25 protein-coding genes and 1 tRNA gene are annotated in these 26,876 nt (G+C 51.2%); 18 read left to right on the plus strand and 8 right to left on the minus strand.

Going from position 1 to position 26,876, the window contains the following annotated elements:
- The first annotated feature begins 10 nt into the window (after nucleotides 1-10).
- Together QLH52_RS21190 and QLH52_RS21195 are read left to right on the plus strand one after the other, a co-directional pair.
- Entirely contained in the window at nucleotides 11-577 is a 567-nt protein-coding gene (locus QLH52_RS21190) for a hypothetical protein (protein ID WP_319962863.1), read from the plus strand.
- A 25-nt stretch (nucleotides 578-602) separates the two neighbouring features.
- Nucleotides 603-2,360 (plus strand): LTA synthase family protein, encoded by a 1,758-nt coding sequence (locus tag QLH52_RS21195; RefSeq protein ID WP_319962864.1) that lies wholly within the window; start codon nucleotides 603-605, stop codon nucleotides 2,358-2,360.
- Here the strand turns inward: QLH52_RS21195 and QLH52_RS21200 are convergent.
- On the minus strand, nucleotides 2,296-2,931 hold the full coding sequence (locus QLH52_RS21200) for an alpha-ketoglutarate-dependent dioxygenase AlkB family protein (RefSeq protein ID WP_319962865.1): 636 nt from the start codon (nucleotides 2,929-2,931) through the stop codon (nucleotides 2,296-2,298). The genes QLH52_RS21195 and QLH52_RS21200 overlap by 65 nt on opposite strands.
- Nucleotides 2,932-3,000: 69 nt before the next feature.
- Complete coding sequence (locus QLH52_RS21205) at nucleotides 3,001-4,662, minus strand: putative transporter (protein WP_319962866.1); 1,662 nt, start codon at nucleotides 4,660-4,662, stop codon at nucleotides 3,001-3,003.
- Nucleotides 4,663-4,796: 134 nt separating this feature from the next.
- Between QLH52_RS21205 and QLH52_RS21210 the strand changes: the two genes are divergently transcribed.
- Both QLH52_RS21210 and QLH52_RS21215 read left to right on the plus strand, forming a co-directional pair.
- Nucleotides 4,797-5,363, plus strand: coding sequence for a c-type cytochrome (locus tag QLH52_RS21210; protein WP_033155627.1), 567 nt, complete (start codon nucleotides 4,797-4,799; stop codon nucleotides 5,361-5,363).
- 127 nt (nucleotides 5,364-5,490) lie between these two features.
- The gene (locus tag QLH52_RS21215; protein WP_319962877.1) at nucleotides 5,491-8,256 is read left to right on the plus strand and encodes an autotransporter domain-containing protein; all 2,766 of its coding nucleotides are present in this window, start codon (nucleotides 5,491-5,493) and stop codon (nucleotides 8,254-8,256) included.
- A 22-nt stretch (nucleotides 8,257-8,278) separates the two neighbouring features.
- On the opposite strand, the gene QLH52_RS21220 is transcribed toward QLH52_RS21215, so the two are convergent.
- The 4 genes from QLH52_RS21220 to QLH52_RS21235 are packed head-to-tail and all read right to left on the minus strand — an operon-like array spanning nucleotide 8,279 to nucleotide 11,368.
- Nucleotides 8,279-8,794, minus strand: coding sequence for a glycine zipper family protein (locus QLH52_RS21220; protein WP_319962867.1), 516 nt, complete (start codon nucleotides 8,792-8,794; stop codon nucleotides 8,279-8,281).
- A gap of 15 nt (nucleotides 8,795-8,809) precedes the next feature.
- Nucleotides 8,810-9,202: a hypothetical protein gene (locus QLH52_RS21225; RefSeq protein ID WP_319962868.1), complete on the minus strand. Its 393-nt coding sequence runs from the start codon at nucleotides 9,200-9,202 to the stop codon at nucleotides 8,810-8,812.
- Between the two features lie 8 nt (nucleotides 9,203-9,210).
- Nucleotides 9,211-10,683 (minus strand): sensor histidine kinase, encoded by a 1,473-nt coding sequence (locus QLH52_RS21230; RefSeq protein ID WP_319962869.1) that lies wholly within the window; start codon nucleotides 10,681-10,683, stop codon nucleotides 9,211-9,213.
- A gap of 1 nt (nucleotide 10,684) precedes the next feature.
- On the minus strand, nucleotides 10,685-11,368 hold the full coding sequence (locus tag QLH52_RS21235; RefSeq protein ID WP_205451103.1) for a response regulator transcription factor: 684 nt from the start codon (nucleotides 11,366-11,368) through the stop codon (nucleotides 10,685-10,687).
- 178 nt (nucleotides 11,369-11,546) lie between these two features.
- On the opposite strand from QLH52_RS21235, the gene QLH52_RS21240 reads away from it, so the two are divergent.
- The 4 genes from QLH52_RS21240 (at nucleotide 11,547) to greA (ending at nucleotide 17,108) form a co-directional block, all read left to right on the plus strand.
- Nucleotides 11,547-11,987 carry a Spy/CpxP family protein refolding chaperone gene (locus tag QLH52_RS21240; RefSeq protein WP_319962870.1) on the plus strand — a complete coding sequence of 147 codons (441 nt, stop codon included), beginning with the start codon at nucleotides 11,547-11,549 and terminating at the stop codon, nucleotides 11,985-11,987.
- Nucleotides 11,988-12,231: 244 nt separating this feature from the next.
- Nucleotides 12,232-13,365 (plus strand): glutamine-hydrolyzing carbamoyl-phosphate synthase small subunit, encoded by a 1,134-nt coding sequence (gene carA, locus QLH52_RS21245; RefSeq protein WP_205451098.1) that lies wholly within the window; start codon nucleotides 12,232-12,234, stop codon nucleotides 13,363-13,365.
- A 17-nt stretch (nucleotides 13,366-13,382) separates the two neighbouring features.
- Nucleotides 13,383-16,598 (plus strand): carbamoyl-phosphate synthase large subunit, encoded by a 3,216-nt coding sequence (carB, locus tag QLH52_RS21250; protein ID WP_205451093.1) that lies wholly within the window; start codon nucleotides 13,383-13,385, stop codon nucleotides 16,596-16,598.
- A gap of 33 nt (nucleotides 16,599-16,631) precedes the next feature.
- Nucleotides 16,632-17,108, plus strand: a complete 477-nt coding sequence (gene greA, locus QLH52_RS21255; protein ID WP_020485125.1) for a transcription elongation factor GreA — start codon at nucleotides 16,632-16,634, stop codon at nucleotides 17,106-17,108.
- Between the two features lie 41 nt (nucleotides 17,109-17,149).
- Here greA and yhbY read toward each other — a convergent pair whose 3' ends face one another.
- Nucleotides 17,150-17,416: a ribosome assembly RNA-binding protein YhbY gene (yhbY, locus tag QLH52_RS21260; RefSeq protein ID WP_205451089.1), complete on the minus strand. Its 267-nt coding sequence runs from the start codon at nucleotides 17,414-17,416 to the stop codon at nucleotides 17,150-17,152.
- A 50-nt stretch (nucleotides 17,417-17,466) separates the two neighbouring features.
- Between yhbY and rlmE the strand changes: the two genes are divergently transcribed.
- From rlmE to QLH52_RS21295, 7 genes are all read left to right on the plus strand, one after another.
- Nucleotides 17,467-18,084: a 23S rRNA (uridine(2552)-2'-O)-methyltransferase RlmE gene (rlmE, locus tag QLH52_RS21265; RefSeq protein WP_319962871.1), complete on the plus strand. Its 618-nt coding sequence runs from the start codon at nucleotides 17,467-17,469 to the stop codon at nucleotides 18,082-18,084.
- A gap of 120 nt (nucleotides 18,085-18,204) precedes the next feature.
- Nucleotides 18,205-20,124 (plus strand): ATP-dependent zinc metalloprotease FtsH, encoded by a 1,920-nt coding sequence (gene ftsH / locus QLH52_RS21270; RefSeq protein WP_205451079.1) that lies wholly within the window; start codon nucleotides 18,205-18,207, stop codon nucleotides 20,122-20,124.
- 71 nt (nucleotides 20,125-20,195) lie between these two features.
- Complete coding sequence (gene glmM / locus QLH52_RS21275; protein WP_033155614.1) at nucleotides 20,196-21,536, plus strand: phosphoglucosamine mutase; 1,341 nt, start codon at nucleotides 20,196-20,198, stop codon at nucleotides 21,534-21,536.
- 54 nt (nucleotides 21,537-21,590) lie between these two features.
- Nucleotides 21,591-22,337: a triose-phosphate isomerase gene (gene tpiA, locus QLH52_RS21280; protein ID WP_205451076.1), complete on the plus strand. Its 747-nt coding sequence runs from the start codon at nucleotides 21,591-21,593 to the stop codon at nucleotides 22,335-22,337.
- Nucleotides 22,338-22,358: 21 nt separating this feature from the next.
- A complete protein-coding gene (secG, locus tag QLH52_RS21285; RefSeq protein WP_171696150.1) occupies nucleotides 22,359-22,760 on the plus strand; it encodes a preprotein translocase subunit SecG in 402 nt (133 codons plus the stop codon).
- Nucleotides 22,761-22,776: 16 nt separating this feature from the next.
- Nucleotides 22,777-22,861, plus strand: a tRNA-Leu gene (locus tag QLH52_RS21290).
- Between the two features lie 175 nt (nucleotides 22,862-23,036).
- Nucleotides 23,037-24,290, plus strand: coding sequence for a tyrosine-type recombinase/integrase (locus QLH52_RS21295; protein ID WP_319962872.1), 1,254 nt, complete (start codon nucleotides 23,037-23,039; stop codon nucleotides 24,288-24,290).
- A gap of 5 nt (nucleotides 24,291-24,295) precedes the next feature.
- Here QLH52_RS21295 and QLH52_RS21300 read toward each other — a convergent pair whose 3' ends face one another.
- Nucleotides 24,296-24,580, minus strand: coding sequence for an ogr/Delta-like zinc finger family protein (locus QLH52_RS21300; RefSeq protein WP_319962873.1), 285 nt, complete (start codon nucleotides 24,578-24,580; stop codon nucleotides 24,296-24,298).
- A gap of 148 nt (nucleotides 24,581-24,728) precedes the next feature.
- On the opposite strand from QLH52_RS21300, the gene QLH52_RS21305 reads away from it, so the two are divergent.
- The 3 genes from QLH52_RS21305 (at nucleotide 24,729) to QLH52_RS21310 (ending at nucleotide 26,835) form a co-directional block, all read left to right on the plus strand.
- A complete protein-coding gene (locus tag QLH52_RS21305) occupies nucleotides 24,729-25,133 on the plus strand; it encodes a hypothetical protein (RefSeq protein ID WP_319962874.1) in 405 nt (134 codons plus the stop codon).
- A gap of 610 nt (nucleotides 25,134-25,743) precedes the next feature.
- Complete coding sequence (locus QLH52_RS24680) at nucleotides 25,744-26,013, plus strand: helix-turn-helix transcriptional regulator (protein WP_425257874.1); 270 nt, start codon at nucleotides 25,744-25,746, stop codon at nucleotides 26,011-26,013.
- 96 nt (nucleotides 26,014-26,109) lie between these two features.
- Complete coding sequence (locus QLH52_RS21310) at nucleotides 26,110-26,835, plus strand: restriction endonuclease subunit S domain-containing protein (protein WP_319962875.1); 726 nt, start codon at nucleotides 26,110-26,112, stop codon at nucleotides 26,833-26,835.
- Nucleotides 26,836-26,876 lie beyond the last annotated feature (41 nt).

Consider the following 26,876-nt stretch of genomic DNA (forward strand, 5'->3'; position numbering starts at 1 on the left):
AACCTTTGCCATGAGTAGTTTGGCGTTCGACTCAATTCATCTTACCGTTATGCCCAACGCCGAGTTTTTTCTTACCTACCCCAAATACAAACTGGCGATACTGGCCTTGTTGACGTTGAATATCGGCATATACGCAGCGGTCGATACGCTGACCACGGCGGTTGATGCGCTGACCTGGGTGATATTGTTGGTGATGTTCGAGCTGGAAACCGTCAAGGCCGCGCCATTCAACGAGCGTACCTTGCACGCAGTGCGTAATGTATTGATTGTGGTGATTGCGCTGGTGTTCGGCAGCTACGTCCGCGATAACGAATGGCTGGATGTGGTCAACTCCTTGCTTTGGTTTGGATTGATCGTGTTGCTCGAGTTGGAAGTGCGCTGGCCGGCTTTGGTGGAGCGGCACCGGCAGGCGTTTTGGTTGGTCACCGTGCTGGTATTTATTGGCTTGATCGGTATGGTCGTGGCTTGGCTGATGCAGTCAGAATGGCTGGATGCTTACGATGCGTTGCTGTGGATCAGTGCATTCGGTGTAATTGAAGTTGATATCTTCAACTTCCTGAAGTTAACTCGCGATTAACCGCATTTTCAACTGCTTCCTCGGCATGGGCAAAACTGTTTTATGGCTTATATTGGTTGCGCCCTTGCTGCTGAAAGGGTGGTATGTCGATAATTTTATTTATCACTATACCGGCACCCGTTTGCTGGGATTTACTCAGGTTTTATGTAATGACGCGCTGATTTATGGCGGTATTTTTATATTGCTGTATTTTTCGTTTCTGCCGACTATCATGCGTGGGCTGGCAGCAATATTACGTTTGGCGGCTTTGTTGTTGTTTGCGCTTTATATTATCGATTACGCCATTATCGTTAATTTTAATACCCATTTGGCTTTGGGTGACGCAATAAAATATGCGGATTATTCGTATAAATATATTCAGCAAATTTATGGATTAAGCGATTTTGGTATGCTTGGGCTTAGCGCATTAGTCTTGGCTGTGCCGTTATATTTTTCGTGGGTAAGGTTTAAATCCATAAATCCTTATTTCAAAAAGTGGCCCATCTGCTTAATTCTTGGCTTACCGTTGGCCGCGGCGTTTGCCGATAATGAAAAATACGCCCATGCCTGGATTTATAAAAACGTCATTGACTATAACTTAACCATATTATCCGAGGCTGCGCCGTATAGCGCCGCCTATGTCGATAACTTTAGTTTTCAAGAGCCTATAAACTGCCAAACTCAACCGGTAGACACTAAGAATATTATTATTTTGATGGTGGAGTCCCTTTCCGCTTATCAAAGCCGATATTTCTCCGGCATCCACGATTGGACGCCCAATCTGGATGCCATTGCCAGCCAACATCAAGCGTTCAAGAATTTTTACGCCAACGGTTTTATCACCGAAGATGGCGAAGTCGCGCTGCTGACGGGCTTGCAGCCGCTCTATCCGCCCTCCAGTTATACCGACGACGGCGGTACGTCGTTTTATAGTTTTTATAATATAAAAGATTCCCTACCCAATATTCTTAAAAAGCACGGTTATAAAACCGAATTTTTAACGACTGCCGATTTGGAGTTTGGTAATACCGGAGTCTGGGCAAAAAGTGTAGGTTTTGATTATATCGAAGGCCACGACCAGCCGGAGTACGAAAAATGGGAACGGTTTCATTTTGAGGCCGCGCCGGATGAGGCCTTATATTTAAGAGTCTTGGACAGGATAGAGAAAAATAAGAGAAATAATTTTTTGCTGTTTATCAAAACGGTTAGCAGCCATCATCCCTATATTAATCCCGAGACTAAGGAAAAATCCGAATCGGCAGCCATTACCTATACCGATAAGCAAATAGGCCGGTTTTATCGAGAACTACAAAATAAGGGCTTTTTCAAGAATGGTCTCTTGATTATTGTCGGCGACCATCATTCGATGACGCCCTTAAAAAAAGCCGAAGTCGAGTTATATGGCCAGTATAAAGCGTCGGCCAAAGTGCCCTTAGTAATTGCCGATGGTTATCAGCCTGCAAGCGTGGAAAATAATCAATATCAACAAATTGATGTTTTTAACAGCTTGCGAGGTTTGGTTGCCGGCAAACAATGTTATTCGGATTGGAACGGGGTATTGTTCGGCGCAGCGAAAACCTCGCCTAAATACATTATTCATCGGCGCGGCGATAATCGGGATATGGTTAGTGTATTTGCCGAAAACCAAGAATATCTGGTGAAACTGGATGGCGATAATACTCGCGTAAATAGCAAGCTACCGGCTGAGCAGACTGTCCGGCAGCTGTTGGTCGAAAAGGTTAACGCGCTGCGGATAGCGCGGGCGAAGTGGGCGTTGACACAATCCGCCGAAAAGTCAGATTGATACGCGCTTGCTTGGCTTGCCGAGTTTTGGGTAGTTCGTGGCGCCAATGGTGTTGCAACGCGCCGGCCATGATCAACAAGTCGCCGTGACGCAGCTCAATATCCAGCGTGCTGCGGTTATGGGTATGCCGAAAACGCAGTAAGCGCGTCTCGCCGAAACTGAGCGACGCGATCAGCGGATTCGCTCCCAGCTCTTTTTCATTATCGGCATGGCAGCCCATCGAGTCCCGGCCGTCGCGATACAGATTGGCCAATACGCTATTGAAAGACTGCTGGCAAACGGTTTCAACGTCGCTTCGTATGGATTGTAGCTCGCTGGTCCAGGGCAAGGGTTGGTGATCTACCCCGGAATAGCGGTAGTAGGCGCCAGGGTCGCCGTACCAGGCCATCAAGCGCGGTACCGGCACCCAACGCCCGAAGATATGGATTTGCTCGGTTTGCCAGGTCAGGTTTTGCAATAAGCTGTGCAAATAACTGTCTGCAATGCCGGTTGGGTAGAAGGCTGGCAGAAGATATAACTTGCCATTGCGGGGAGCCAGATTTTGGTAGTTGATGTTTAAGCTCGATGTCATCGCATTACGCGCCTCATCTGGCTCGGGGATTTAGCCGCCAAACCAGACAATCCGATGAATGAATCGGTTTTAATGCACCAACAAGATAATCAGCTGCGCGGCGATGATCCGCAGAATCATGACCAGGGGATACACGGTCGCATAGGCCATGGACACCGCTGCCGCCGGGCTGAGGTTATTAGCGAACGCCAACGCGGGCGGATCGGTCATGCTGCCGGCCAGCAAGCCGCAAAGTGTTAGGAAGTTGAGTTTGTAGACTATCCGGCCCACGGCCGCGACGATCAGCAGAGGCAGCAAAGTGATTAATGCCGCGCAGGCCATCCAGTAAAAACCATCGCCTTTGACCAGTGTCTCGACGAATTGATCGCCGGAGTGCAAACCGACGCAGGCCAGGAACAACACAATCCCTATGTCTTTTAAAATGATGTTGGAGCTTTTGGGTAAATGCCAGGTCATCGTGCCCCAGTTGCCCACCCTGCTCAGCATAATCGCCACCAAGAGCGGCCCGCCGGCCATACCCAGCTTTACCGCGGAAGGAATGCCGGGTAAATACATCGGCAGACTGCCCAGCAACACTCCCAGCGAGATGCCGATAAAAATCGGCATGATCTGCGGATGGTTGAGTTCTTCCAGCGAGTTACCCAGGGCTTTTTCGATACTGTTTAACGCTTCCTGATGACCCACCACATTCAGCTCGTCACCGAAGTGGACATGCACATTGCTGGTGGGCGAGAACTCGACATCAGGCCGATGAATTCGGGAAATAGTGACGCCGTAAAGCATGCACAGATTGCCGACGGTTTGATTGATCGCGGATTTGTTGGTGACTACCAATCGTCTGCTTTGCAAATTGGTGGCAATTTGTTTTAGATCGATATCCGACTCCGGACCGATCAGAATTTTCAGTTGTTCCAAAGGTTCACGTTCGCCGACTAGGCGGATGGTGTCGCCAATTGCCAGGCGGCTTTCCTGGCCAGCAACATCGACGGCACCGTTATGCAGAATCCGGGTCATAACGACGTTCATGCCTTCGAAAAACGGAATTTGGCTCAGCGTTAAACCGTTCAGATTAGGGTTTTCCACCCGCAAATCCTTCCAGATCGGTACATGGGTGTCTTGCTGTTGTTGGTCGGCAAAGCTTTTGGCTTCGTCGGCTATATCGACTTTAAACAAGCGTTTGTTTAGTAGCATGGCCAGAATGATGCCGGCGATACCGAATGGGTAGGCCACCGCATAGCCCAAGCCCGGCATTTTCAAGGTTTCGCTGTCGATGCCGGTAATCCCGCCCAGTACTTGCTGGGCGGCGGCCAGCGATGGGGTATTGGTGGTGGCGCCGGAAAACAGGCCCACCGCTACCGGCATCGGAATCTCGCCGACAATGCTGATCAAGACCGTGATCAATGCGCCCAATAGCACAATCGCGGCGGCCATGCCGTTCAGGCGCAGGCCGTAACGAAAAAACGAGCTGACAAAGCTGGGGCCGACTTGCAAACCAATCGCGTAAACGAAGAGTACCAAGCCGAATTCTCGCAAGAAATGCATCACTTCCGGATTGATACTCAGTTGGAAATGCCCGAATAGCAGTCCGGAAAACAGCACGCCGGCGATGCCCAGTTGAATGCCGGCCAGCGCTACTCTGCCCAACACCAGGCCACTTGCCACTACCAAGCTAATAATTAGTAGTGTGTGCGGCACGGAATCTTGATTAAAAAGCGATAGCAACCACGACATGGCCTATTCCTTTGGTTCGAGTGGGTTGAAGGGATTTAGGTTTGCTTAGTCAATGTCGCCTGACTATGATGCAGAAGCCTGATAGCGCATTATGTGGTCAGGATTGTACAACAAGCCAACCAAGGGTGATTCCGATGAATAATAAATATCATAAAATGAAATATATCGTCATGCTGGGGCTGTTTGCCGCAGGCGTCAATGCAGCGGATATCGAAGCAGGCAAGGCGAAAGCGGCTGCATGCCAAGGTTGCCACGGTGCGGCCGGCGTCAGTAGCAGCCCGTTATGGCCCAGTCTGGCGGGGCAGAGCGCGGTGTATATCGAGAGTCAGCTGAATAAATTTCGCAACGGTCAGCGTGATAACGAGGTGATGAAGCCCTTGGCTTCAGGCTTGAGCGACACCGACATTCAAAATATTTCTGCGTATTACGCCAGCTTGCACGGCAAATCGGCCGGTAGCAGCGACGCCAATTTGGTTAAGCAGGGTAAAGACAAAGCTGCTATGTGTCTGGGTTGCCACGGCAACAATGCGCAAGGTATGGGTATGGTGCCGAAACTGGCCGGACAGCATCCGCAATATTTAGCCAAACAGCTAACCGATTTCAAAAAAGGCGCGCGCAAGGCCCCGCAAATGAATGCTCTGGCACAATCGCTTAGCGAAGACGACATCAAGGCGGTGGCCGCTTATTTGGGGTCCTTGTAAATTATTTGATATTCCGCATCGTTGAGAGTACCTAACGATGCGGTTGTTTTGTTGAATGATTCGGCTAATCTTATGTGCATAGTTCTTCAAATCCCGCAATCCAAGCGCATAGCAAATTAACAGTGTGATGAAATTAAAGGGTCCGATACGGATTGGCTTGTTGGCTTGCGCCTCCGGGTCTGCGCTAGCCGATGCGTTGTCATCCAATGTGTCCTGGTCGGTGATTGGGCGTAATGTCACGATTACTCAGCCGTTCTTTGCCGGCGCAGACAGGGGGAGTTTTGCCGGAAATTCGGCAACGGTAGGGTCTGGGGCCACTGTTAATTTGGCGGGTGGTTACAGCATCCAGGAAGGCGACACCAGTTACTGCCCAGGCTGCATTATCCAGCTTTATACCGCTTGGATTGCCCCGGCACAGGCTGGCTCGGCCGGGTTTTACTCCGGCGGAATCGGTCCCGGTTTCGGTAGCCTGAGCGGATCGTTTTCCGGTCAACTCACGGCCCCTAAAACGCCGGGGACTTACTTTATCGGTCTTGGCGCAACGCTGGACTATGTTTACCAACCGAATACTGCCGGCGGGTTTGGGAAAGACCAGAATGGCGTATCCGGTTTCGCGCCTTTTCAGGTAACTGTCACACCTATAGCCGTTAGTTCTATTAGTGCGAATGACAGTTTCAGCACTCTGCCCGGTTACTATTACAACACCGGCGGCGATTTCAACAACTATGGCACATTAGTCAATAACAGCGCCACGTTCAGTCATGGCTCAGGCGTTTTCGCCAATTTCGGCGCCATCAACAACCAAGGTGTAATCGAGAATGCCGGACAGATGGTCAATAGCGGCAGCATCGACAATGTAACGGGCAATACGCTGACAAACGCCGGCGCACTGGTCAATCAGGGAAGTTTCGGCAACGCCGGGCAACTGAGTAACCAAGGTACTTTCAGCAATCACGGCGTGCTGAACAATACCGGCACTATAAGCAATACCGGCCAATTCAATCTGGCGCAAACCGGTCTAATTACCGGGACCGGCGATTTCTATAACAGCGGGCAAGGGCGCGTCGATATTTCCGGTAACAACACGCATCGGTTTGATGGCAATGTCAGTAACGACGGTGTTTTCAGAACGGTAAATACCTCGGTGGCGTTTACCGGTAACTTCACGAATAACGGCCGCTATGAGAGCGACCCGTCGATCAATCAATTCAACAATCTTTCCATAGGTGCCAGCGGTTATTTGGTGGGCGGTGCCGGCGATGTTTTCATCGTAACCGGCGACTTTATTAATGCCAGTACGCAAAATACCCTGTGGAATACCGCAAATGCCGATCTGGTTTTCAGCGGCCCGAGCGCGACGCAGCATGCGATGAGCTTGGTGGGTAGCGATCAGGGGCAGACCACTGCCGGTGCGGTCAATAATTTTGCCTGGGGTTCTGTAACGGTAGCGAGCGGCAACGGTTTGAGCTTGGTCGATGGTAATAGCACGCCGGGCGCCGCATTGTATGCCAGTCGACTGGTATTGGCGGATGGCGTGAACCAATTAAGCAGCATTAGCAGCGACTACAACATTTACATCGACCCCAATCTGCCGGAAAACCAATACTTATTGGGAGCGATACGCAGTTTCGGTGGGGGTCGAGGCCAATTGGCACCCTGGAGTCTGCAACCTTTTACGACCGAAACCAGCACCTCAGCGGAATTAACCTTTAACCAGCAGACTTTCGCGCCCGCCTTGAATGAGGCTTGCGCTACGCCAAGCGGGATTTTGGCTACCCGGTGTCTGCAACTGCAAGCACTCAGTCCGGAGCAGCAAACCACCGCTGTTGCAGCATTAACGCCGGATCAGGTGCCGAGCCAGATGGCCGGGCCGGTGAAATTGGGCGCAACGCGCATGGATGGCCCGCTGACCCGATTGGCGAGCTTACGGGCAGGCGGCGGCGGTGCGCCTTTGTCGGTGAATTTTAACGGGATCCAATTATCCGCCAACCCCGTGGGCTCTCAGGGGCTAGGCGGCGCGGCGGGCGATGACGAGTTGTTCCGAGATTCGCCGCTGGGTGTGTTTTTACAAACCCGCTTTAATTTTGCCAATCTGCGCGGTGATGCCTGGGATCGCGGCTTTGATTCGCAAGCGCGCACCGTAACGGGCGGCGCGGATTATCGACTTAGCGACAAATTGGTGGTTGGTGCCGCGTTTAACTACACGCATTCTTCCACCCAATATGCCGATTCGGCCGGCAATATGAGCAGCGATACTTATCTGGGCGCACTATACGGCAGCTATTATCTGCCCGAGGATATTTATCTGGATTGGGTGGGAAATTACGGCGGTAATGACTATGCCTTTAACCGCCAATACGCCTTTTCCGGATTCGCCGGCCAATCCGCATCGACAACCACCGGCAATCAATACGGTTTTGCATTAAGCAGCGGCAAAGACTTCAATTGGGACGAGTGGGCCATCGGCCCTTATCTGCGTTTAGAGTATCTGGGCATGAATATCGCCCAATACCAAGAGCACAGCGGCAACGGTTTCGACATAATCACAGGCGAGCAAATCAATCATTCTTTCGTCAGCAATCTCGGTACCCAAATCAGTTATGCGCTCAGCACGTCATGGGGCGTATTCACGCCGGCCGCGCGCGTGGAATGGGAGCATCAATACCTTAACGACAACCGGCTGATTCACATGCGCTTGGCTCAGGCCGAGCCGGGGCAGGGTAATTTTACGATTCAAACCGGCGAGCCCGATCGCGATTATGTCAACCTCGGCGGTTCGCTCAGCGCTACATTGCCCAATGGCGGCTCAGGGTTCGTGCGTTATGAAACCCGCTTGGGCCAAACCAATATTTCCGACCACATTCTGGAAGCGGGCTTGCGGATGACTTTTTAGTTACGCAAGCCCTTCCTGACTATCACCGATACGGAGGTGGTGGCGGTAATCCGGGCGGTGGTGGCGGGATGCTAGGCTGTGATGTTTTCGGGGCCGGCGATTGGTAAGAAAACTGACCGGATACCGGCACCCGGTGGCCCTTGGCATACATACATTGCACATAGGCATTGTCGTAACCTTGTTGGGTGGCATAGCCGGAGCGTCTTGATTCGCCACTGCCGACGATAGTACCTGCAACCAAACCGGTGCCTGCGCCGATTGCGGCTCCGCCGCCTCCACCAATAGCGGCACCGGCGGCCGCTCCCACTGCCGTGCCGACTGCGGCACTGCCGATTTGGCTATCGGTGCTGGCCTGATTCGGCGTAGCGCCTACTTGCCCTGCCGCGTATTGCTGGCATTGGTAGTCGTCCTGGCGAAATTGTTCGAATGATAAGCCGGTGCCGGGCAGCGCCATCACACTCGGGCCCGAAGGCATATGGGCGCAGCCGCTCAAGGCCAGTGCCATGCAGATTCCAGCCAATTGGAGGTTAGTGCTCATGTTTGCGATCTCCTGTTAATTTTGCGGCGTCGGCTCAACTTGTTGCCAACCAGTCGCACAGTCTTTTACGTAAGGATAGTAACCGGCTGGATCGGTACAGTAATACCAGTAGCCTTCGGCTAAGGGGCTGTTCTGGGGTTGGCTGCGCTCGCGTTCGATATAGACCGGGGGTTGCACCGGTACCGTGATGATTTCCCGCGGGTAATACCGATAAGCCGGGTAGTAAGGATAGGACGGGTAAAACGGTCGGGGATAGAGTGGAGCGCCGAAGTAGAAGCCGAAGCCAGGATGAAAATGGCCGCCAAAATGTCCACCGCCGTGATGGTGTGGGCCGGCGTCGGCATGAAAAGTTGCTGCCGCCAATAAAACCGCCAGCGCGACGGTAATCCGGTGTTTTAATTTCAGCATATGTACCTCTAATTTGTTTGTCGCGTTGGAAACGGGATCTCGATCGCCACGCTTAAACCGCCTTGCAGCCGGTTGCTAGCGCTGATGCTGCCGCCATGCGCCTCGACGGCTCGATGCGCGATGGTGAGTCCCAGGCCGGTGCTGTGCGGTTTTTGTGCTTGTCCGCTACGGAAAAACGGCTGAAAAATGGCCGTCAAATCCTGATCGGGTACCCCAGGGCCGTCATCGTCCACCCGAATTCTTAAGTGACGATTAGCGCTATCAAAATCGGCGGCAATGCATACCGTACCGTCGGCTTGACAGTGCTGCACGGCGTTACGCAGCACGTTTTCGATAGCGCGATGTAATAGTTCGCCTTGGCATTCGACCTCCACGTCAACATCGCCGAGATACCTCAGTTCGATATGTTTCGGTTCTGCTTCGAAACGCACATCGGCGACAATGTCGGCCAGTAGGTCGTCGAGATTGATTGCATCCAGTTTTCCTGGCGCAACGCCCGCTTCCAGCTTAGATAGCATCAATAGTTCGCCGACCAAATCGCTGATGCGTTGCGATTCCCGTTCGATGCGTTCCAGCGTGGCCGGCAATTTTTCCGGTTGTTGTTGGGCTAGGCCGATAGCGGCTTGGATACGCGCCAACGGCGAGCGAAGTTCGTGGGATACATCGTGCAGCAGACGTTGCTGAGCATTGATTAGCGAGCAGATTTGTTGCGCCATATGGTCAAAGTCACGACCCAGGTCCGCCAATTCGTCGCTCCGTCTACCCATTGCATTGCCGATGCGGGTATTTAGCCGGCCTTGAGCTACAGCGCTTAAAGCGTCGCGCAGGCTGCGAATGGGTTTGGCGAAATACCAGGCCAACAGTCCGCTGAACAGCAGGCTAGCCAAGCTGCCGGAGATTATCGGTAAAATCGGCGTGGGCGGCTCGCGGTGCGGGCGAGGGCCGTGCTCTTCCAGGTTAGCGCTCGACGGGGGTGGCCGGTCTCCAAAAAGGGGGCCGTCGAAGCCAAATGCAGGCAGTTCGGGGTTGCCCGGAAATGACGGCCTGAACAGGCTGCCAAAACCGTGTTCCGGCAAGGGTACGAAAAGTAGATAACGATGGCCGTCGTCGGCCGCAATCATTTGTATGGCATCCGGGTAGGCGTTTTTTCGCTGTAAGGCTCTGGCCTGCTGCAATACCTCTGTCGCTAAGGGTCTGCCCAGTAATTCCCGATCCGTATCGTCTACTGCGTATATCGGTGGAAAACGGGTGTTTTGCAAGGTCTGAATAAAATCGTGCAAGCCCTTGACGCCGCCATGCGGCATGGTGCTGGCGGCCAGCTTGACTAGCGAAGCGCGTCTGACATCGACGACATCGGCTGGTTTGGCCGACAGGTTTTGCTGCGCGGAGTGTCTTAGCCAGACGGCGGTACCGACACCGATGCCTGCGGTCAATAGAGCCAGCCAGAAAGCAAAGAAAAACTTCCAAAACAATCTGCCCATCTTATACCTTGATCATCTGGTAGCCTTGGCCGCGCACGGTTTGAATGTAAGAATGGCCGTCCGGTTGGTTGCCGAGTTTCTGGCGGATGCTGCTCATATGGACGTCAATGCTACGGTCGAAACGCGCCAGAGGCCTGCCCAGGGCTTTTTCGGAGAGCTCGTTTTTGCTGACGACCCGGCCCACCTGACTGGCCAAAGTTTCCAGTAAATTGAACTCGGTGCTGGTTAGGTCCAGGTCTTGCTCAAACCAGGTGGCTTTGCGTTTTTCCGGCCACAGTTTCAACGGCCCGGCCACAATCGGTCCTGATGACAAACTGGCGGCGGGCTGGGTTCGGCGCAAAATCGCCCGAATTCTGGCAACCAGTTCTCTGGGCGTGCAGGGCTTGGGGACGTAATCGTCGGCGCCGGATTCCATGCCAATGATGCGGTCCACGTCATCGCCCTTGGCGGTAAACATCAGTATCGGAACCCTGCTTTCCAGGCGGATGCGCGTCAATATCTCGGTGCCTTTGATATCCGGCAGCATGATGTCCAAAATGACTAATTGATATTCGCCGGATAGGGCATGTTGCAGTCCGGATGCGCCGGTATGGCTGACGTCCACATTAAAACCTTCCTGCGTTAGATACTCTCGGAATAATCCCGCCAGTTCGACGTCGTCATCGATAATTAACACTTTATGCATGGTTCTCGCTCGTTGGCTGTGTGTTCATCATCATAGCCGCGGCTTCTTTAGACAACCAGCGGGGTTTACCTGATTTTACACGGCACTAACAGCACTTAACCTCTGATTTGAAATACTGGCTACGACGAAATTGAACAGGTTTTGTCCTTGGATTTATCATCGTTTTGTGGAGAGTGTTATGAAAAAATTAGTGTTAGTGCTTGGCTTGTTACCCCTAACTGCAATGGCTGAGCCGCCGCACGGCGGGCACCATGGCGGCGGCAAACCGCCGATACATAGGTTTGGCGAAGCGGACGGCGAGCAACATTTGCCGAGATTTTTAAAAAATCTTGATCTCAGCGAAAAGCAGGAAGCGGATATCAAGAATTTAATGAAAACCCGAATTGGTGACGGCCAGGCCCGATTTAAAGACGAGCATGCGCTACGAGCCGAATTGCACGCTTTGAGCTTTTCCGCGGATTACAATGAGGAACAGGCCAAAGCGTTGCTTGAGAAATCCGCAGCGATGCATCAGCAGATGGCCTTGGAAAAATCCAAGCTCGATCATGAGGTGTTTATGTTGTTAACGGCGGCGCAGCAAGAAAAACTGCAAGCCGAAATCGGCAAATTCGAACATTGACTGAACCTGTTGTCCTTACACAGCCCGGTGCAGTGGCTGCTGGCGCCCGGCCAATCCGGATAAGGCGGAATTGGCAATAAATACAGCGCCTTTGTGAAACAGCGGAATCTCGGTGACGCACCAAGTTAGAAAATTGTTAATGACCAAACAGCCATAATTTCGTAAAATCACCTAAGTTTTTATCTATCAGGAACGGGATGAATCGCAAGATTTATCCCGTTTTCTACATCTAAGGTGGCCAATCTTGAACAAACCTGCATTACTGGTACTAGAAGACGGGACGGTGTTTCACGGCATTTCGATAGGTGCCGACGGCTGTTCCGTGGGAGAAGTGGTTTTTAACACGGCACTGACCGGCTATCAGGAAATTCTCAGCGATCCGTCGTACGCACGGCAAATCGTCACATTGACTTATCCGCACATCGGCAATGTCGGTACTAATCCTGAAGACGACGAATCTGTCAAAGTGTTTGCCAGCGGCCTGGTGATACGGGATTTGCCTTTGCTGGCCAGCAGCTGGCGTAACGCGAAAACCCTGCCCGAATATTTGCGCGAGCACAACGTGGTGGCGATTGCCGACATCGACACCCGCAAATTAACCCGCTTGTTACGCGACAAAGGCGCGCAACGCGGTTGCATCATGGCCGGCGAATCCGTTGATTTAGACGCTGCGAAACAGGCCATCGAAGGCTTCCCAGGCCTGAAAGGCATGGATCTGGCGAAGGAAGTGACTACCGCGCAAGCCTATGTCTGGACCGAAAACGTCTGGAAGCTGGGCGAAGGTCATCAACAAGCGCCTGATTTGACCAAGCATGTAGTGGCTTACGATTTCGGTATCAAGCGCAATATCCTGCGTTTGTTGGCCAACCGCGGCTGCAAGGTCACGGTCGTTCCGGCCAAAACGCCCGCCGCCGAAGTGTTATCAATGAATCCTGACGGTGTTTTCCTATCCAATGGCCCCGGCGATCCGGAGCCTTGCACCTATGCCATCGAAGCGATCAAAACCATCCTGGATAAAAAAGTGCCGGTGTTCGGTATTTGTTTGGGCCATCAGTTATTGGCTTTAGCCAGCGGCGCGAAAACCGAGAAAATGAAATTCGGCCATCACGGTGCCAACCATCCGGTGCAAGAACTGGCAACCGGCCGGGTGATGATCAGCAGCCAAAACCACGGTTTTGCCGCCAGCGCCGACTCTTTGCCCGCCAATCTGAAAGCGACCTATGTGTCGCTGTTCGACGGTAGTCTGCAAGGTATCGCCCGCACCGACGTGCCGGCCTTCAGCTTTCAGGGGCATCCGGAAGCCAGTCCCGGCCCGCAAGATGTCGAGTCCTTGTTCGACGATTTCATCGATTTGATGAACCAGCCTCGTTCCGCTTAAGTTTTATACAGAGTGATATGCCAAAAAGAACCGACATAAAATCGATTTTATTACTGGGCGCAGGACCGATTGTCATCGGTCAGGCTTGCGAGTTCGACTATTCCGGCACCCAGGCTTGCAAAGCGCTACGGGAAGAGGGATACCGGGTGATTCTGGTCAACTCCAATCCGGCGACGATCATGACCGACCCGGATATGGCCGATGCAATTTACATCGAGCCTATCGACTGGCAGACCGTTGAGAAAATCATCGAAAAAGAACGTCCCGACGCCATCCTGCCGACGATGGGCGGCCAGACCGCGCTGAACTGCGCGTTGGCGTTGGACAAACACGGCGTATTGGCGAAATACGGCGTGGAAATGATAGGCGCGACCAAAGAAGCGATTAATATGGCCGAGGATCGTGCACTGTTCAATGAAGCGATGGCGCGCATTGGTTTGGAAGTGTCCAGAGCCAAAGTCGCACACAGCATGGAAGAAGCGTTTGCCGCACAGGAAGAAGTGGGATACCCCACCGTGATTCGCCCCTCGTTCACGATGGGCGGCAGCGGCGGCGGTATTGCCTATAACCGCGAAGAGTTCATCGAGATTTGCGAGCGCGGCCTGTATTTGTCGCCGACCAGCGAGCTATTGATCGAAGAATCCATTTTGGGCTGGAAAGAGTTTGAAATGGAAGTGGTGCGGGATTCCAAAGACAATTGCATCATTATCTGCTCGATCGAAAATTTCGATCCTATGGGCGTGCACACCGGCGATTCGATCACCGTAGCCCCGGCGCAAACTCTGACCGACAAGGAATATCAAATTCTGCGTAACGCTTCCTTGGCGGTATTGCGGGAAATCGGCGTGGATACCGGCGGTTCCAACGTACAGTTTGCCATCAATCCCGACACCGGCCGCTTGATTGTCATCGAAATGAACCCCAGGGTGTCGCGTTCATCGGCGCTGGCCTCTAAAGCCACTGGTTTTCCAATTGCCAAAGTCGCGGCCAAATTGGCTGTGGGCTATACGCTGGATGAATTGCGTAACGAAATTACCGGCGGCGCTACGCCTGCGTCGTTCGAGCCGTCCATCGATTACGTGGTTACCAAGGTGCCGCGCTTTGCCTTCGAAAAATTCCCGCAAGCTAATGACAGGCTGACCACGCAAATGAAGTCGGTCGGCGAGGTGATGGCGATTGGCCGCACCTTCCAGGAATCTTTGCAAAAAGCTTTGCGTGGCTTGGAAGTGGGTGTCGATGGTCTGGATGAAATTGCCGATTTGAACGATGCTAATAGCGAAGACACCATTCTCAAAGAACTACGCTATCCCGGCCCGCAACGCCTCTGGTATTTGGCGGATGCATTCCGTAGTGGTTTGAGTTTTGCGGATATTCATCAGGCGTCGAAAATTGATCCGTGGTTTCTGGCGCAAGTCGAGGATCTGATTAATACCGAAAAAACCTTGTCCACCAAAACCCTGGCGACCCTGGAGCCGGGCGAGTTGTTGCGGCTGAAGCGTAAAGGCTTCTCTGATAGACGCCTCGCGAAACTGTTGGAAACCAAGGAATCGGAAGTGCGTAGCGTCCGCCACAAAAAAGGCGTGCGCCCGGTATACAAGCGCATCGATTCTTGCGCGGCGGAGTTTGCTTCCGATACGGCTTATCTGTATTCGACTTACGAACAGGAATGCGAGGCTAATCCGTCCGACAAGGAAAAAATCATCATCCTTGGCGGTGGCCCGAACCGGATCGGTCAGGGTATAGAGTTCGATTACTGCTGCGTACATGCGGCCTTGGCGTTGCGCGAAGATGGTTACGAAACCATCATGGTCAACTGTAACCCGGAAACCGTTTCTACCGACTTCGATACGTCCGACCGTTTGTACTTCGAGCCTTTGACGCTGGAAGATGTGTTGGAAATTATCGAATTGGAAAAACCCAAAGGCGTCATCGTCCAGTACGGCGGGCAAACACCGTTGAAACTGGCTAGGGCCTTGGAAGCTGCTGGTGCGCCGATTATCGGCACTTCGCCGGACTCTATCGACTTGGCTGAAGATCGCGAGCGTTTTCAGAAATTGCTGGAGCGTTTGAATCTGTTGCAACCACCCAATGCCACTGCACGTTCGGTCGAGCAAGCCGTTAATTCGGCTCGCGAACTCGGTTATCCCTTGGTCGTGCGCCCATCCTATGTGTTGGGTGGTCGGGCGATGGAGATCGTGTTCAACGAAGAAGGGCTGCGCCGCTACATGAAAGAAGCGGTCAGCGTTTCCAACGATTCGCCCGTATTGCTGGATAGATTTCTGGACGATGCGGTGGAAATGGACGTTGATGCGATTTACGACGGCGAGACAGTGCTGATTGGTGGCTTGATGGAACATATCGAGCAAGCCGGTGTGCATTCCGGTGACTCTGCGTGTTCGTTGCCGCCTTATGACTTGCCGGCACATATGCAGGATCAGCTGCGTGCACAAGTCGCGAAAATGGCCGAAGCGCTGGGTGTACGCGGTCTGATGAATACTCAGTTTGCGATTCAAGGCGAAACCATCTATGTACTGGAAGTCAATCCGCGGGCCTCGCGAACCGCGCCGTTTGTCTCCAAAGCCACCGGTTATCCGCTGGCGAAAATCGCCGCGCGGGTGATGGTCGGTAAATCCTTGCAAGAGCAGGGCATTACCGAAGAGCGTATTCCCGAATATTTCTCGGTGAAAGAGGCGGTGTTCCCGTTCATTAAGTTCCCCGGCGTTGATCCGCTGTTGGGACCAGAAATGAAATCGACCGGTGAAGTCATGGGCGTCGGTAAGACCTTCGGCGAAGCGTTTGCCAAATCGCAACGCGCGTGTGGTGTGGATTTGAGTCACAGCGGCAAGGTGTTGATCAGTATCCGTGATGCCGACAAACCTAAGCTGCCGGAACTGGCCAAAATGCTGATCGACAAAAATTACGAGATTGTGGCCACTCGCGGTACTGCCAAGGTATTGAAAGAAGCCGGTATTCCTTGCAAGGAAATCTTCAAGGTCAACGAAGGTCGGCCCAATACCGTGGACATGATTAAAAACGGCGAAGTGCAATTAATCGTAAATACCACCGAGGGTGTTAAAGCCGTGGCTGATTCGTTTACCATGCGCCGCGAAGCCTTGCAGCGCAAGGTAACCTATTACACGACGATGGCGGGTGCGCGTGCGGCTTGTTATGCCTTGGGCGAACTCGATGCCGGCGACGTGAATTGCCTGCAAGACTTGCATAAGACATTTTAACGGATGAATTTGAATTCAAGAGGGGAGCAGTAAATGCAAAAATTTCCACTGACAGTGGTGGGTGCCAATAAATTGCGCGCCGAATTGGAAGAACTTAAAACTGTGGTTAGACCGCGCATCATTCAGGCCATCTCTGAGGCGCGCGCACACGGCGATTTAAAAGAAAATGCCGAGTACCACGCGGCGCGCGAACAGCAAAGCTTTGCCGAAGGCCGCATCGCTGAAATCGAAGGCAAGTTATCCAACGCCAATATCATTGATGTGACAAAAACCGAAGCCAACGGCAAGGTCGTGTTCGGGGCGACAGTGGAAATCGAAGATCTCGATTCCGGCAAGACAGTGACCTATCAGATCGTCGGCGAAGACGAAGCCAACATCAAGGAAGGCCGCATTTCGGTGGGTTCGCCGATTGCCAGGGCATTAATCGGCAAGGAAGTTGAAGACGTGGTGACGGTAAAAGCGCCGGGCGGCAATATCGAATACGAGATTCTCTCGGTCCAATATATTTAAGTCGATTGGTAATGGGGAGGAGGCATGCCTCCCCATTGAGTTTATTTCTTGGGGTTCAAACGATAAATAACGGCTATTTGACCAATAGATTGCACCAGTTCCGCCTTGGTTTGCGCGCAGATTTGTTCTCTAATAGCCGCACGCTCGTCTCTTTCTGCGCGAATTTTGACTTTGATCAGCTCGTGAGCGTCCAACGCTACATTAATTTCTTTGATAACTGCTTCGGTCAAGCCTGCCTGGCCGATAATCACCACCGGATTGAGCGGGTGAGCTTCAGCTTTCAGCTTTTTCTTTTGAATAGGATTCACTCTGTTTCCTTAAACTTTAAAAACCCAGCAATTTTACACGAATAGAAAATATGGCACGCAGCAAAAGTAGCCAGCAGTGGATGCAGGAACATTTCCAAGACGAGTATGTCAAGAAAGCGCAGGCCATGGGCTACCGCTCTCGTGCCGTGTTCAAGCTGATAGAAATCCAAGAAAAAGACAAAATCATAAAACCTGGTATTAATATAGTTGACCTGGGCGCTGCACCAGGTGGGTGGTCCGAATATGTCAGCAAAATCGTCGGTAAAAAAAATAAGGTGATTGCGCTGGATTTATTGCCTATCGATCCTATTGATGGCGTCGATTTTATTCAAGGCGATTTCCGGGAAGACGATGTGCTGGAGCAGCTATATAAAGTGCTTGATGGCGAACCGGTTCACTTGTTATTGTCGGATATGGCCCCCAATATGAGTGGTAGTCGGGAAATGGATCAGCCGCGGGCGATTTACTTGGGCGAATTGGCTCTGGATGCCGCGCAACATATATTGGCTAAGGGTGGGACGTTTTTGATCAAGATGTTTCAGGGCGCCGGATTTGATGAATACTATAATCAAGTGCGTCAGCAGTTCAGCAGTGTGGTGATTAGAAAGCCGAAAGCTTCGCGGCCCAGAAGTAACGAAGTGTATATTTTGGCGAAAGGTTTTAAATAAAACTGCGAAAGTCGCCGTTCATAGGGCTATGATGGCGGTGGGATGCGAGTAGTCCTGATACAATTACTCGGTTTTTAAATTTTGAGGCCATTCCAGGCCGGAGCGCGTAACTTGAGCGATATGATTAAAAATTTAATTTTGTGGGTGGTCATCGCCGTAGTGTTGATGGCTGTATTCAACAGTTTCGGGTCGCGGGCGATTCGTAGCGACGCGACTTTTTCGTACTCGCAATTGATCGACGCTGTCAAAGCTGGACAAGTTCAGCAGGTTGCGATCTCCGATAATACTGTCAAAGGCAAAATGGTCTCCGGCGATAAGTTTAAGACTTATATGCCTAACGATCCGCATTTGATCGACGATCTGTTGGCTAATGGTGTGGAAATATCCGTTCAGCCTCCCGAAGAGCCGTCTATGCTGATGCAAATCTTCGTGTCATTTGGTCCGATTTTGTTGCTGATTGCAGTTTGGGTATTCTTCATGCGCCAAATGCAAGGCGGCGGCGTCGGTGGTCGCGGCGGTGCGATGGGCTTTGGTAAAAGTAAGGCACGGATGCTGGATCAGGATCAAAACAAGGTGACGTTTGCCGACGTGGCAGGTTGCGACGAGGCTAAGGAAGAGGTCGAAGAAATGGTCGACTTCCTTAAAGACCCGTCAAAATACCAAAAACTGGGTGGTAAAGTACCGCGCGGTGCCTTGATGGTGGGGCCTCCGGGCACCGGTAAAACTTTGTTGGCCAGAGCGATTGCCGGCGAAGCCAAAGTGCCGTTCTTCACTATTTCCGGTTCGGACTTTGTGGAAATGTTCGTCGGTGTTGGTGCCTCCAGGGTGCGCGACATGTTCGAACAAGCTAAAAAACACGCACCGTGCATTATCTTCATCGACGAGATCGATGCGGTTGGTCGTTCACGTGGTGCCGGTTTGGGCGGTGGCAACGACGAGCGCGAACAAACCTTGAACCAATTGCTGGTTGAAATGGACGGCTTCGAAGGTCACGAAGGTATTATCGTTATCGCCGCAACCAACCGTTCCGACGTGTTGGATAAAGCGTTGTTGCGTCCAGGCCGTTTTGACCGTCAAGTGGTAGTCGGGTTGCCTGACGTGAGGGGCCGGGAACAAATCCTTAATGTGCATTTGAAAAAAGTCCCTGCGGCGGATGACGTCAAAATCAAATATATCGCCCAAGGTACGCCAGGATTTTCCGGTGCTGACTTAGCCAACTTGGTTAACGAAGCGGCCTTGTTTGCCGCGCGCTACAACAAGCGTTTAGTCAGCATGGTGGACTTGGAAAAAGCCAAGGACAAACTGATCATGGGGGCGGAAAGACGTTCCATGGTGATGGACGAGAAAGAAAAGAAAATGACCGCGTATCACGAAGCCGGTCACGCTATCGTCGGCCGCTTGGTGCCTGAGCACGATCCCGTTTACAAAGTCAGCATCATGCCGCGTGGCCGTGCGTTGGGTGTAACCATGTTCTTGCCTGAGCGCGATCAATATAGCGCTAGTAAACGTAAACTCGATAGCATGATTTCCAGCTTGTACGGCGGCCGGATTGCCGAGGAATTGATTTTCGGCTGGGAACAAGTGTCCACCGGTGCTTCCAACGACATCGAACGTGCCACCGAGTTGGCCAGAAACATGGTGACCAAATGGGGTTTGTCGCAACGTCTTGGTCCTTTGGCGTACAGTGAAGAAGAAGGCGAAATTTTCTTGGGCCGCTCTGTCACTCAGCATAAATCTGTGGCTGAAGAAACTTCTCACACTATCGACGAAGAAATCCGGTCTATCATTGACAGAAATTACGAAAGAGCTGAAACGATTCTGAAGGAAAATGAAGATATTCTGCATGCAATGGCAGACGCTTTGATGAAATACGAAACCATCGATAAATATCAGATCGATGATTTGATGGAAAGAAAGCCGGTGAGAGAGCCAAAAGGTTGGGAGGACGATACGCCGTCTTCCAGTGGTGGCATCAAAAATGATCATTGGGATCAAAAAGATACCGACCCATCAATCGGAGGCGCAGCCGAGCAAGGCTGATGCTGTAACGGCAAAAGCGAGAGAGGCTCCGGCCTCTCTTTTTTTTGGGATTTAGTTAAGAGAATTTGAGTATGGCAAAAAAATATTTTGGCACTGACGGTATCCGCGGCAAAGTCGGTGAATACCCCATTACTGCCGACTTCATGCTAAAGCTGGGCTGGGCGACAGGCAGAGTCTTTGCCAAGGAAGGCAGTGGTTTCGTGTTGGTGGGCAAGGACACGCGCATTTCCGGCTATATGTTCGAATCAGCGTTGGAAGCGGGGTTGTCGGCGGCGGGTGTGGATACCCGTTTATTGGGGCCTATGCCCACGCCTGGTATTGCCTATTTGACTCGTACTTTAAGAGCGAAAGCCGGCATTGTCATCAGTGCTTCTCACAATCCTTACTATGACAACGGTATCAAGTTTTTCTCGGTGGACGGCGCCAAATTGCCGGATGACGTAGAGCATCAGATCGAACAATATTTGGATGCGCCGATGACTACGGTGGAATCGGCAAAGCTGGGTAAAGCCAAACGGGTCAGCGATGCGGCCGGGCGTTACATTGAGTTTTGCAAGGCAACCGTGCCGCCGCATTTGGATTTTAAAGGCATGCGGATTGTTATCGATTGTGCCAACGGTGCGACGTACCACATCGCACCGCATGTTTTCAGCGAAGTGGGAGCCGAAGTTGTCACCATCGGTGCCGACCCGGACGGTTTGAACATCAACGACGAATGCGGTGCTACCAAGCCGGAAAATCTGGCTGCCAAAGTGCTGGAATTCCGCGCCGATCTGGGAATAGCGCTGGATGGCGACGGCGACCGGATTATCATGGTCGATCACAAAGGTGAAATTGTCGATGGCGACGAGTTGATTTACATCATTGCCAAATCACGTTTGGAAGAAGGCAAATTGTTCGGGCCCGTGATTGGTACACTGATGTCAAACCTTGGCATGGAGCATGCGCTGAAAGCCGTCGGCGTGCCTCTGCTGCGCGCCAAAGTAGGCGACCGCTATGTGATGGAAATGTTATCTGAGCACAAAGGTATGCTCGGTGGCGAAGGCTCCGGACATATTATCTGTCTGGATAAAACCACCACGGGCGACGGTATTGTTTCCGCCTTACAAGTGTTGGCGGAAATGCAACGTACTGGCAAAAGCCTGAACGAGCTTAAATCCGGTATGAGCAAATACCCGCAAGTGCTGATTAACGTCAAAACCGATAAAAAAGTCAAAATCGAAGAGATCGACAGCATCAAAAAAGCCGTGGACGCAGTAGAGAAAAAACTGGGTGAACGAGGTAGAGTGTTGCTGCGATCCTCCGGTACCGAGCCATTGATCCGAGTGATGGTGGAAGGTGTAGATCAAGACGAGGTGGTCAAGTTTGCCAACCAACTGGCCGCCGATGTCAAGAAAGCTATTCCGGCTTGAACTAAAAGGCTTAACTCGATATTATATGCGGTCTTATTTAGCTCGGAGGATGTAATGCGTCGGTCTTTGATTATGGGTAACTGGAAAATGAACGGCTCTCGGGAAGATGGGCAAAAACTTGCTCAAGCTTTGGCTGATGGTCTAGGTGACGTTCAGCAGGAAGTCGCGGTTTGCGTTCCTTTCGTCTATTTGTCAGATATTCGTAGCGTATTGGCTGCATCCCCCATCGCATTGGGCGCACAAAACGTAGCCGACCAAGCTTCCGGTGCTTATACCGGTGAAGTGTCTGCGGCAATGCTGAGCGAAGTCGGTTGCAAATATGCCTTAGTCGGCCATTCCGAGCGTCGCAGCTACTACGGCGATACCAACGAGTCGGTTGCCAAACGTTTTTGCCAAGCCTTGAGCAAAGGTGTGGTGCCCGTGCTGTGCGTTGGCGAAACACTGGAAGAGCGTGAACAAGACAGAACCTTCCAAGTCGTTGACGAGCAATTGGACGCAGTGATTGCCGCCGCGGGCATCGAAGCGTTCGAAACAGCTGTCATCGCTTACGAACCTGTTTGGGCTATCGGCACCGGCAAAGTGGCGACCGACGAGCAAGCGCAAGAAGTACACAAGTACATTCGCCAACGGATTGCCGATAGAAATCCGGTAATCGCGGAAAAAGTACAAATTTTATACGGCGGTAGCGTCAAGCCAGATAACGCAAAAGGCTTGTTTGCGATGCCGGACATTGATGGTGGTTTGGTTGGGGGCGCATCGCTAGATGCAAAAGGCTTCCTGCAGATTTGCCATTCGGTTTAGTCTCATCCGATTAAGGTCTTTATGTTGTACCAAATTATAATAATTATTCACATCTTCCTGGGTATAGGCATCGTTGGCTTGGTCCTGATGCAACAAGGAAAAGGCGCGGATGCCGGCGCGACTTTTGGCGGTGGCGCATCCGGTTCAGTATTCGGCGCTCAAGGTTCTGCTTCATTTTTGTCCAGAACCACGGCTATTTTCGCCACCTTGTTTTTTATTACCAGCTTAGGCTTGGCCGTCTTAAGCGGCTATCAAGGTAAAAAAACCGACGTCATATTGGATTCGACACCTGCTGCTGAACCCGTTAAGTCTGATGTACCGTTAACGCAAGGCATGCCGGCAGACGGCAGCTTGCCGATCCAGGATGCGACTTTGCCTGCAGCGCCGGCTATCAAAGAAGTCGAAAAGCCAGCGGCAAAATAAGTTAGCAACAAATAAAGCCGACGTGGTGAAATTGGTAGACACGCCATCTTGAGGGGGTGGTGACGCAAGTCGTGGCGGTTCAAGTCCGCCCGTCGGTACCATTTGAGAATGCACGGAAGTGCAAAGAAGTGCAAAAACCCGCGAATCTTCTGGGCTCGCGGGTTTTTTATTGTGCAAAGAAATGCAACGAAATGCAGGGGCATGCAAGCAAAAGTGTGTCCTTCATTGTGTCCTTTCATATAATGACCATCAGAAGGACACACTCGAGGACACAATATGGCCTTAAACATCAATAAAGATACTGTCTACAGGGCGGCCAAGCCGAAAGATAAAGACTACTTCATAAACGATGGCGGCGGGCTCAATCTGGTTGTCGGTAAAAACGGCACTAAGATATGGAAGTTCATTTTTACCTTTGAGGGGAAGCGGAAAAAACTCTCATTTGGCGTCTATCCGGACACGACCCTAGAAAGCGCCAGGCGCAAGGCCGAAGAAGCCAGGCAGCAAATTGCAGATGGTTTAGACCCCAGCGCGGGAAGAAAGGAAATCAAAGCAGCCCGACAGCTAGCCGAAACCAACGAAGATCGGGTGAATGCCGGGCTTCCGATAATAGACAGCTTCGCAGACGTAACCCGCCAATGGTTGCACTCTATTTCACACCTAACCAGCCAAACCACCCACACCAAGAAAACCAGCCGTATTGAGCGCCTAGCGTTTCCGGTCCTAGGTGACAAGCCCATCAAAGAAATCAAATCATCTGACGTACTGGAGGCACTAAAACCGCTAATCCAGATAAACAAGCTCGAAACCGCTCACCGCCTACATGCCGAAATCAGCTCGATATTTGCCTACGCCATCGTGCACAACTACACCGACTACGATCCGGCACAACCCGTCGCCAAACAGATACCCGCGCAAAAGGTAAAACACCGAGCGGCGATCATCGATCCCAAACAAGTCGCGCAGCTGCTCCGGGATATAAGCAATTATCAGGGCACTTTTGTTGTGCAATCTGCGTTTAGGCTGTCGCCCCTGGTGTTTCAACGGCCCGGCGAAATTAGGCAAATGCTCTGGGCGGATGTCGATTTAACCGCCAAAGAATGGCGTCCTTACATTTCCAAAACTGATTTTCACCACATTGTGCCGCTATCCACGCAGGCCATTGCCATACTGGAGGGCGTTCAACCGCTAACCGGCGCCGGTCAATACGTTTTCCCCTCCAGTCGGGGCGATGGCCGGCCCATGTCGGATAACACCATCCGGACGGCGCTTAAGTCTCTTGGCTACGAAAGTGATGTGATGACTGCGCACGGCTTTAGAACGACCGCATCAACGCTGCTCAATGAACAGGGATGGAGTCCGGATGCGATAGAGCGGCAACTAGCCCACGCGCCGCGCGACCAAGTCCGCGCGGCCTACAATCGGGCGCAATACCTGGAAGAACGCCGGCGGATGATGCAGAGCTGGGCTGATTACTTGGATGGACTCAAAGCCGACGCTCAGATCATACCGTTTCAACGCCAGGCATAAGTAGATTAGGTTGAGTTTCCTGGCAGTAGTGCTGCGCGCTCTTCCTTGCTGAGGTGGTTTAAAAGATTCTGAGCTAATTGCTCGGTAGATTTTGCCGGTGGGTTAATCCAGCGCGTGAATGATTTTGTGAGTACAAACCTTGCCTGGCATAGCGGGTTTTTGCATTCGCAATACAAGTCGACAACGGTTTTACTTTCGGTGAGGTTGTTGCGGGAAGTGATCCGCGCTTTTTCTTGGCAATTCGGGCAATAAACGGACATGGCGGCCTGTTCCTGGATCGAAAGCGGCATTATGCCTTGTCATCCAGCAATATTGGACCCTTGCGGCGGTTTTTGATTATGATGCATTCAACCGGATAGCCTGGCCAGGCAACAAGTGGGATTCGTCCCCCATTTCCGGTTAACCCTTTCGGACGGATTTCACTTGGACGGAGTGAATATGAGTTCAAACAAGCCAGATACTAGCTGGTTCGATTTAAAAAATTATGATGCACTAAAATCCATGCCTATTGAGGGATGGATTAGCGTTATCGAGAACAGAGTAATTGCATATAACGACGAATATAATATATTCAGAAGACGTTTTGTTAATACAATTAAATATAGTCCGATAATAGACGACTCAAATAGAACTGCGTGGGGATTTGAAAATTTAGTCAAATCAAAAGGCTTTCAAAGAAATTTCTCAACAGGATCGGTGAACAGTCTATCTGTTTATGACATGTGGCTTATAAGCAAAGATTTGAATGAATCATCAAGCTCTAAAATGTTAGAGTTGAATGAATCATGTTTACTTAGGAACGATTCGGAATGTGGACGTGATACAGCTGATATTTCATTTTAACCTTATGAAATAGCAACGAAAAATGCGTTCAGAGATGATATGAAGCTAATCCATACGGCGAATGTATCTGTAAATATGTTCGCAACTGATGAGCAAATAAAGCGAGATTTTGATGTATGGCTAAAGGGTTAAAGAAAGTATATTAATTACGAAAGTAATAAAGCGAAATACAATGAATCCAAAGATAAAAAATGCAATAAAACTTATACGCAAGTCAACTTTGATCAATGGATTCTGCATCGTGTTATCCCATACATTGACCTATGCATAGTTGAAAAATATGAAAAGATTAAATACGGTGAAAATAAATTGATTGATCTACTATTTCACGATTTTGTTTCTTTAAAAAACTATAATGGTGATTTAAAAGGGAAATTGAGAAAAACACGTGAAGTTAAAACATCATTATTGGAAAGCCATATGCATAGAACTCTATCCGCTCAAGTGCTAACTGAAAAACTCGCAAGGCGGTAATCAAAAACGACCCCGGTTACCTCGCCGCATAAAAATTGTCAAGGATCATTTTTTCAGTAATTTCATACCCTGTAATCATCAGCCGAACGCCTTAGGATTCCTCCGAACGATTTAAATAATCAATCGAGGGAAACCCATGCAACAAGCATCAACCGCCGACCAAATCGGCACCAAAAAGCGAAATAAAACAACATACGTTCCAAAGCAATTGCCAGAGGATCCAGACGCGCTAGTTCGGTTACCGTCGATCCTGGCTGTATCGGGCATGTCCAGAACCACATTTCTTGACGGTATCAAATCAAAAAAATTCCCGCCCGGGCGGCTTTTGTCGCCACGATGCCGCGCATGGACCGTGCAAGAAGTAAGGGAGATGTTGGCCAAGCTAAAAATCGGATGTGCGGCATGAACGGTATGCAAAACCTTACCTTCATGATTTCACTGTTGGACCGGGTTACCTCCTGAGCGTGAGCAACACCGCATCGTCGCCAAAGTCGATGAGTTGATGGCGCTGTGCGACCAACTGGAAACCCAGCATAACAACGCCGCCGAAGCCCACGAAAAACTGGTCAGCCATTTGCTCGGCACGCTCACTTCCACAACCGTTCGTCCTGAGCTTGGCGAAGGACAATCAGCAAAAGATTCCGATCATGCTTCGACAAGCTCAGCATTTATGCCCTATAGGGTACGAACGGAATCTTTCGCCGAAAACTGGCAGCGCATCGCCGCGCATTTCAACACCTTGTTCACCACCGAAGCCAGCATCGATGCCCTCAAGCAAACCCTGCTGCAACTGGCGGTAATGGGCAAGCTGGTGCCGCAAGACCCAAGCGACGAACCAGCCAGCGAGCTGCTCAAGCGCATCCTGGCTGAAAAAGCTAAGTTGATTGCGGAAGGGAAGGTCAAAAAAGATAAACCGCTGCCACCGATTGCTGAAGATGAAAAGCCATTTAGGCTCCCTCAAAGTTGGGGTTGGGTCAGGCTGGGAGATTTAATGCCTGAATTTCAAAATGGTGTATCGAGACGCGGTGATACTCACGGGCATTCGGTTGTCGTTTTGCGCTTAGCCGACATTAAAGATCGTTGTATTTCATTCGATGAACCTCGGGAGCTATTAATATCGCCAAACATGATCAATAAATATCGTTTATCTAAGGATTTCGCCAAAAATAACTTCCCTGTATTGATACTGTCCCTAACTGGATTTGTAATGGAGAATACAACGACTTGAACCGTGGAAGATGAAAAAGTGACTGGCTACGAACCCGCGAT

This window comes from Methylomonas defluvii, assembly GCF_033949435.1.
Lineage (GTDB): Bacteria > Pseudomonadota > Gammaproteobacteria > Methylococcales > Methylomonadaceae > Methylomonas > Methylomonas defluvii.

What these genes read in the sequence shown, in the direction of transcription:
- QLH52_RS21240 (WP_319962870.1), top strand. Translation starts at nt 11,547, where the DNA reads ATGAAAAAATTAGTGTTAGTGCTTGGCTTGTTACCCCTAACTGCAATG.
- QLH52_RS21200 (WP_319962865.1), bottom strand. Translation starts at nt 2,931, where the DNA reads ATGACATCGAGCTTAAACATCAACTACCAAAATCTGGCTCCCCGCAAT.
- QLH52_RS21300 (WP_319962873.1), bottom strand. Translation starts at nt 24,580, where the DNA reads ATGCCGCTTTCGATCCAGGAACAGGCCGCCATGTCCGTTTATTGCCCG.
- QLH52_RS21205 (WP_319962866.1), bottom strand. Translation starts at nt 4,662, where the DNA reads ATGTCGTGGTTGCTATCGCTTTTTAATCAAGATTCCGTGCCGCACACA.
- secG (WP_171696150.1), top strand. Translation starts at nt 22,359, where the DNA reads ATGTTGTACCAAATTATAATAATTATTCACATCTTCCTGGGTATAGGC.
- QLH52_RS21310 (WP_319962875.1), top strand. Translation starts at nt 26,110, where the DNA reads ATGGCGCTGTGCGACCAACTGGAAACCCAGCATAACAACGCCGCCGAA.
- carB (WP_205451093.1), top strand. Translation starts at nt 13,383, where the DNA reads ATGCCAAAAAGAACCGACATAAAATCGATTTTATTACTGGGCGCAGGA.
- QLH52_RS21210 (WP_033155627.1), top strand. Translation starts at nt 4,797, where the DNA reads ATGAATAATAAATATCATAAAATGAAATATATCGTCATGCTGGGGCTG.
- QLH52_RS21215 (WP_319962877.1), top strand. Translation starts at nt 5,491, where the DNA reads ATGAAATTAAAGGGTCCGATACGGATTGGCTTGTTGGCTTGCGCCTCC.
- ftsH (WP_205451079.1), top strand. Translation starts at nt 18,205, where the DNA reads ATGATTAAAAATTTAATTTTGTGGGTGGTCATCGCCGTAGTGTTGATG.
- QLH52_RS24680 (WP_425257874.1), top strand. Translation starts at nt 25,744, where the DNA reads ATGCAACAAGCATCAACCGCCGACCAAATCGGCACCAAAAAGCGAAAT.
- rlmE (WP_319962871.1), top strand. Translation starts at nt 17,467, where the DNA reads ATGGCACGCAGCAAAAGTAGCCAGCAGTGGATGCAGGAACATTTCCAA.
- QLH52_RS21230 (WP_319962869.1), bottom strand. Translation starts at nt 10,683, where the DNA reads ATGGGCAGATTGTTTTGGAAGTTTTTCTTTGCTTTCTGGCTGGCTCTA.
- QLH52_RS21305 (WP_319962874.1), top strand. Translation starts at nt 24,729, where the DNA reads ATGAGTTCAAACAAGCCAGATACTAGCTGGTTCGATTTAAAAAATTAT.
- greA (WP_020485125.1), top strand. Translation starts at nt 16,632, where the DNA reads ATGCAAAAATTTCCACTGACAGTGGTGGGTGCCAATAAATTGCGCGCC.
- QLH52_RS21295 (WP_319962872.1), top strand. Translation starts at nt 23,037, where the DNA reads ATGGCCTTAAACATCAATAAAGATACTGTCTACAGGGCGGCCAAGCCG.
- QLH52_RS21190 (WP_319962863.1), top strand. Translation starts at nt 11, where the DNA reads ATGAGTAGTTTGGCGTTCGACTCAATTCATCTTACCGTTATGCCCAAC.
- QLH52_RS21235 (WP_205451103.1), bottom strand. Translation starts at nt 11,368, where the DNA reads ATGCATAAAGTGTTAATTATCGATGACGACGTCGAACTGGCGGGATTA.
- QLH52_RS21195 (WP_319962864.1), top strand. Translation starts at nt 603, where the DNA reads ATGGGCAAAACTGTTTTATGGCTTATATTGGTTGCGCCCTTGCTGCTG.
- glmM (WP_033155614.1), top strand. Translation starts at nt 20,196, where the DNA reads ATGGCAAAAAAATATTTTGGCACTGACGGTATCCGCGGCAAAGTCGGT.
- QLH52_RS21220 (WP_319962867.1), bottom strand. Translation starts at nt 8,794, where the DNA reads ATGAGCACTAACCTCCAATTGGCTGGAATCTGCATGGCACTGGCCTTG.
- tpiA (WP_205451076.1), top strand. Translation starts at nt 21,591, where the DNA reads ATGCGTCGGTCTTTGATTATGGGTAACTGGAAAATGAACGGCTCTCGG.
- QLH52_RS21225 (WP_319962868.1), bottom strand. Translation starts at nt 9,202, where the DNA reads ATGCTGAAATTAAAACACCGGATTACCGTCGCGCTGGCGGTTTTATTG.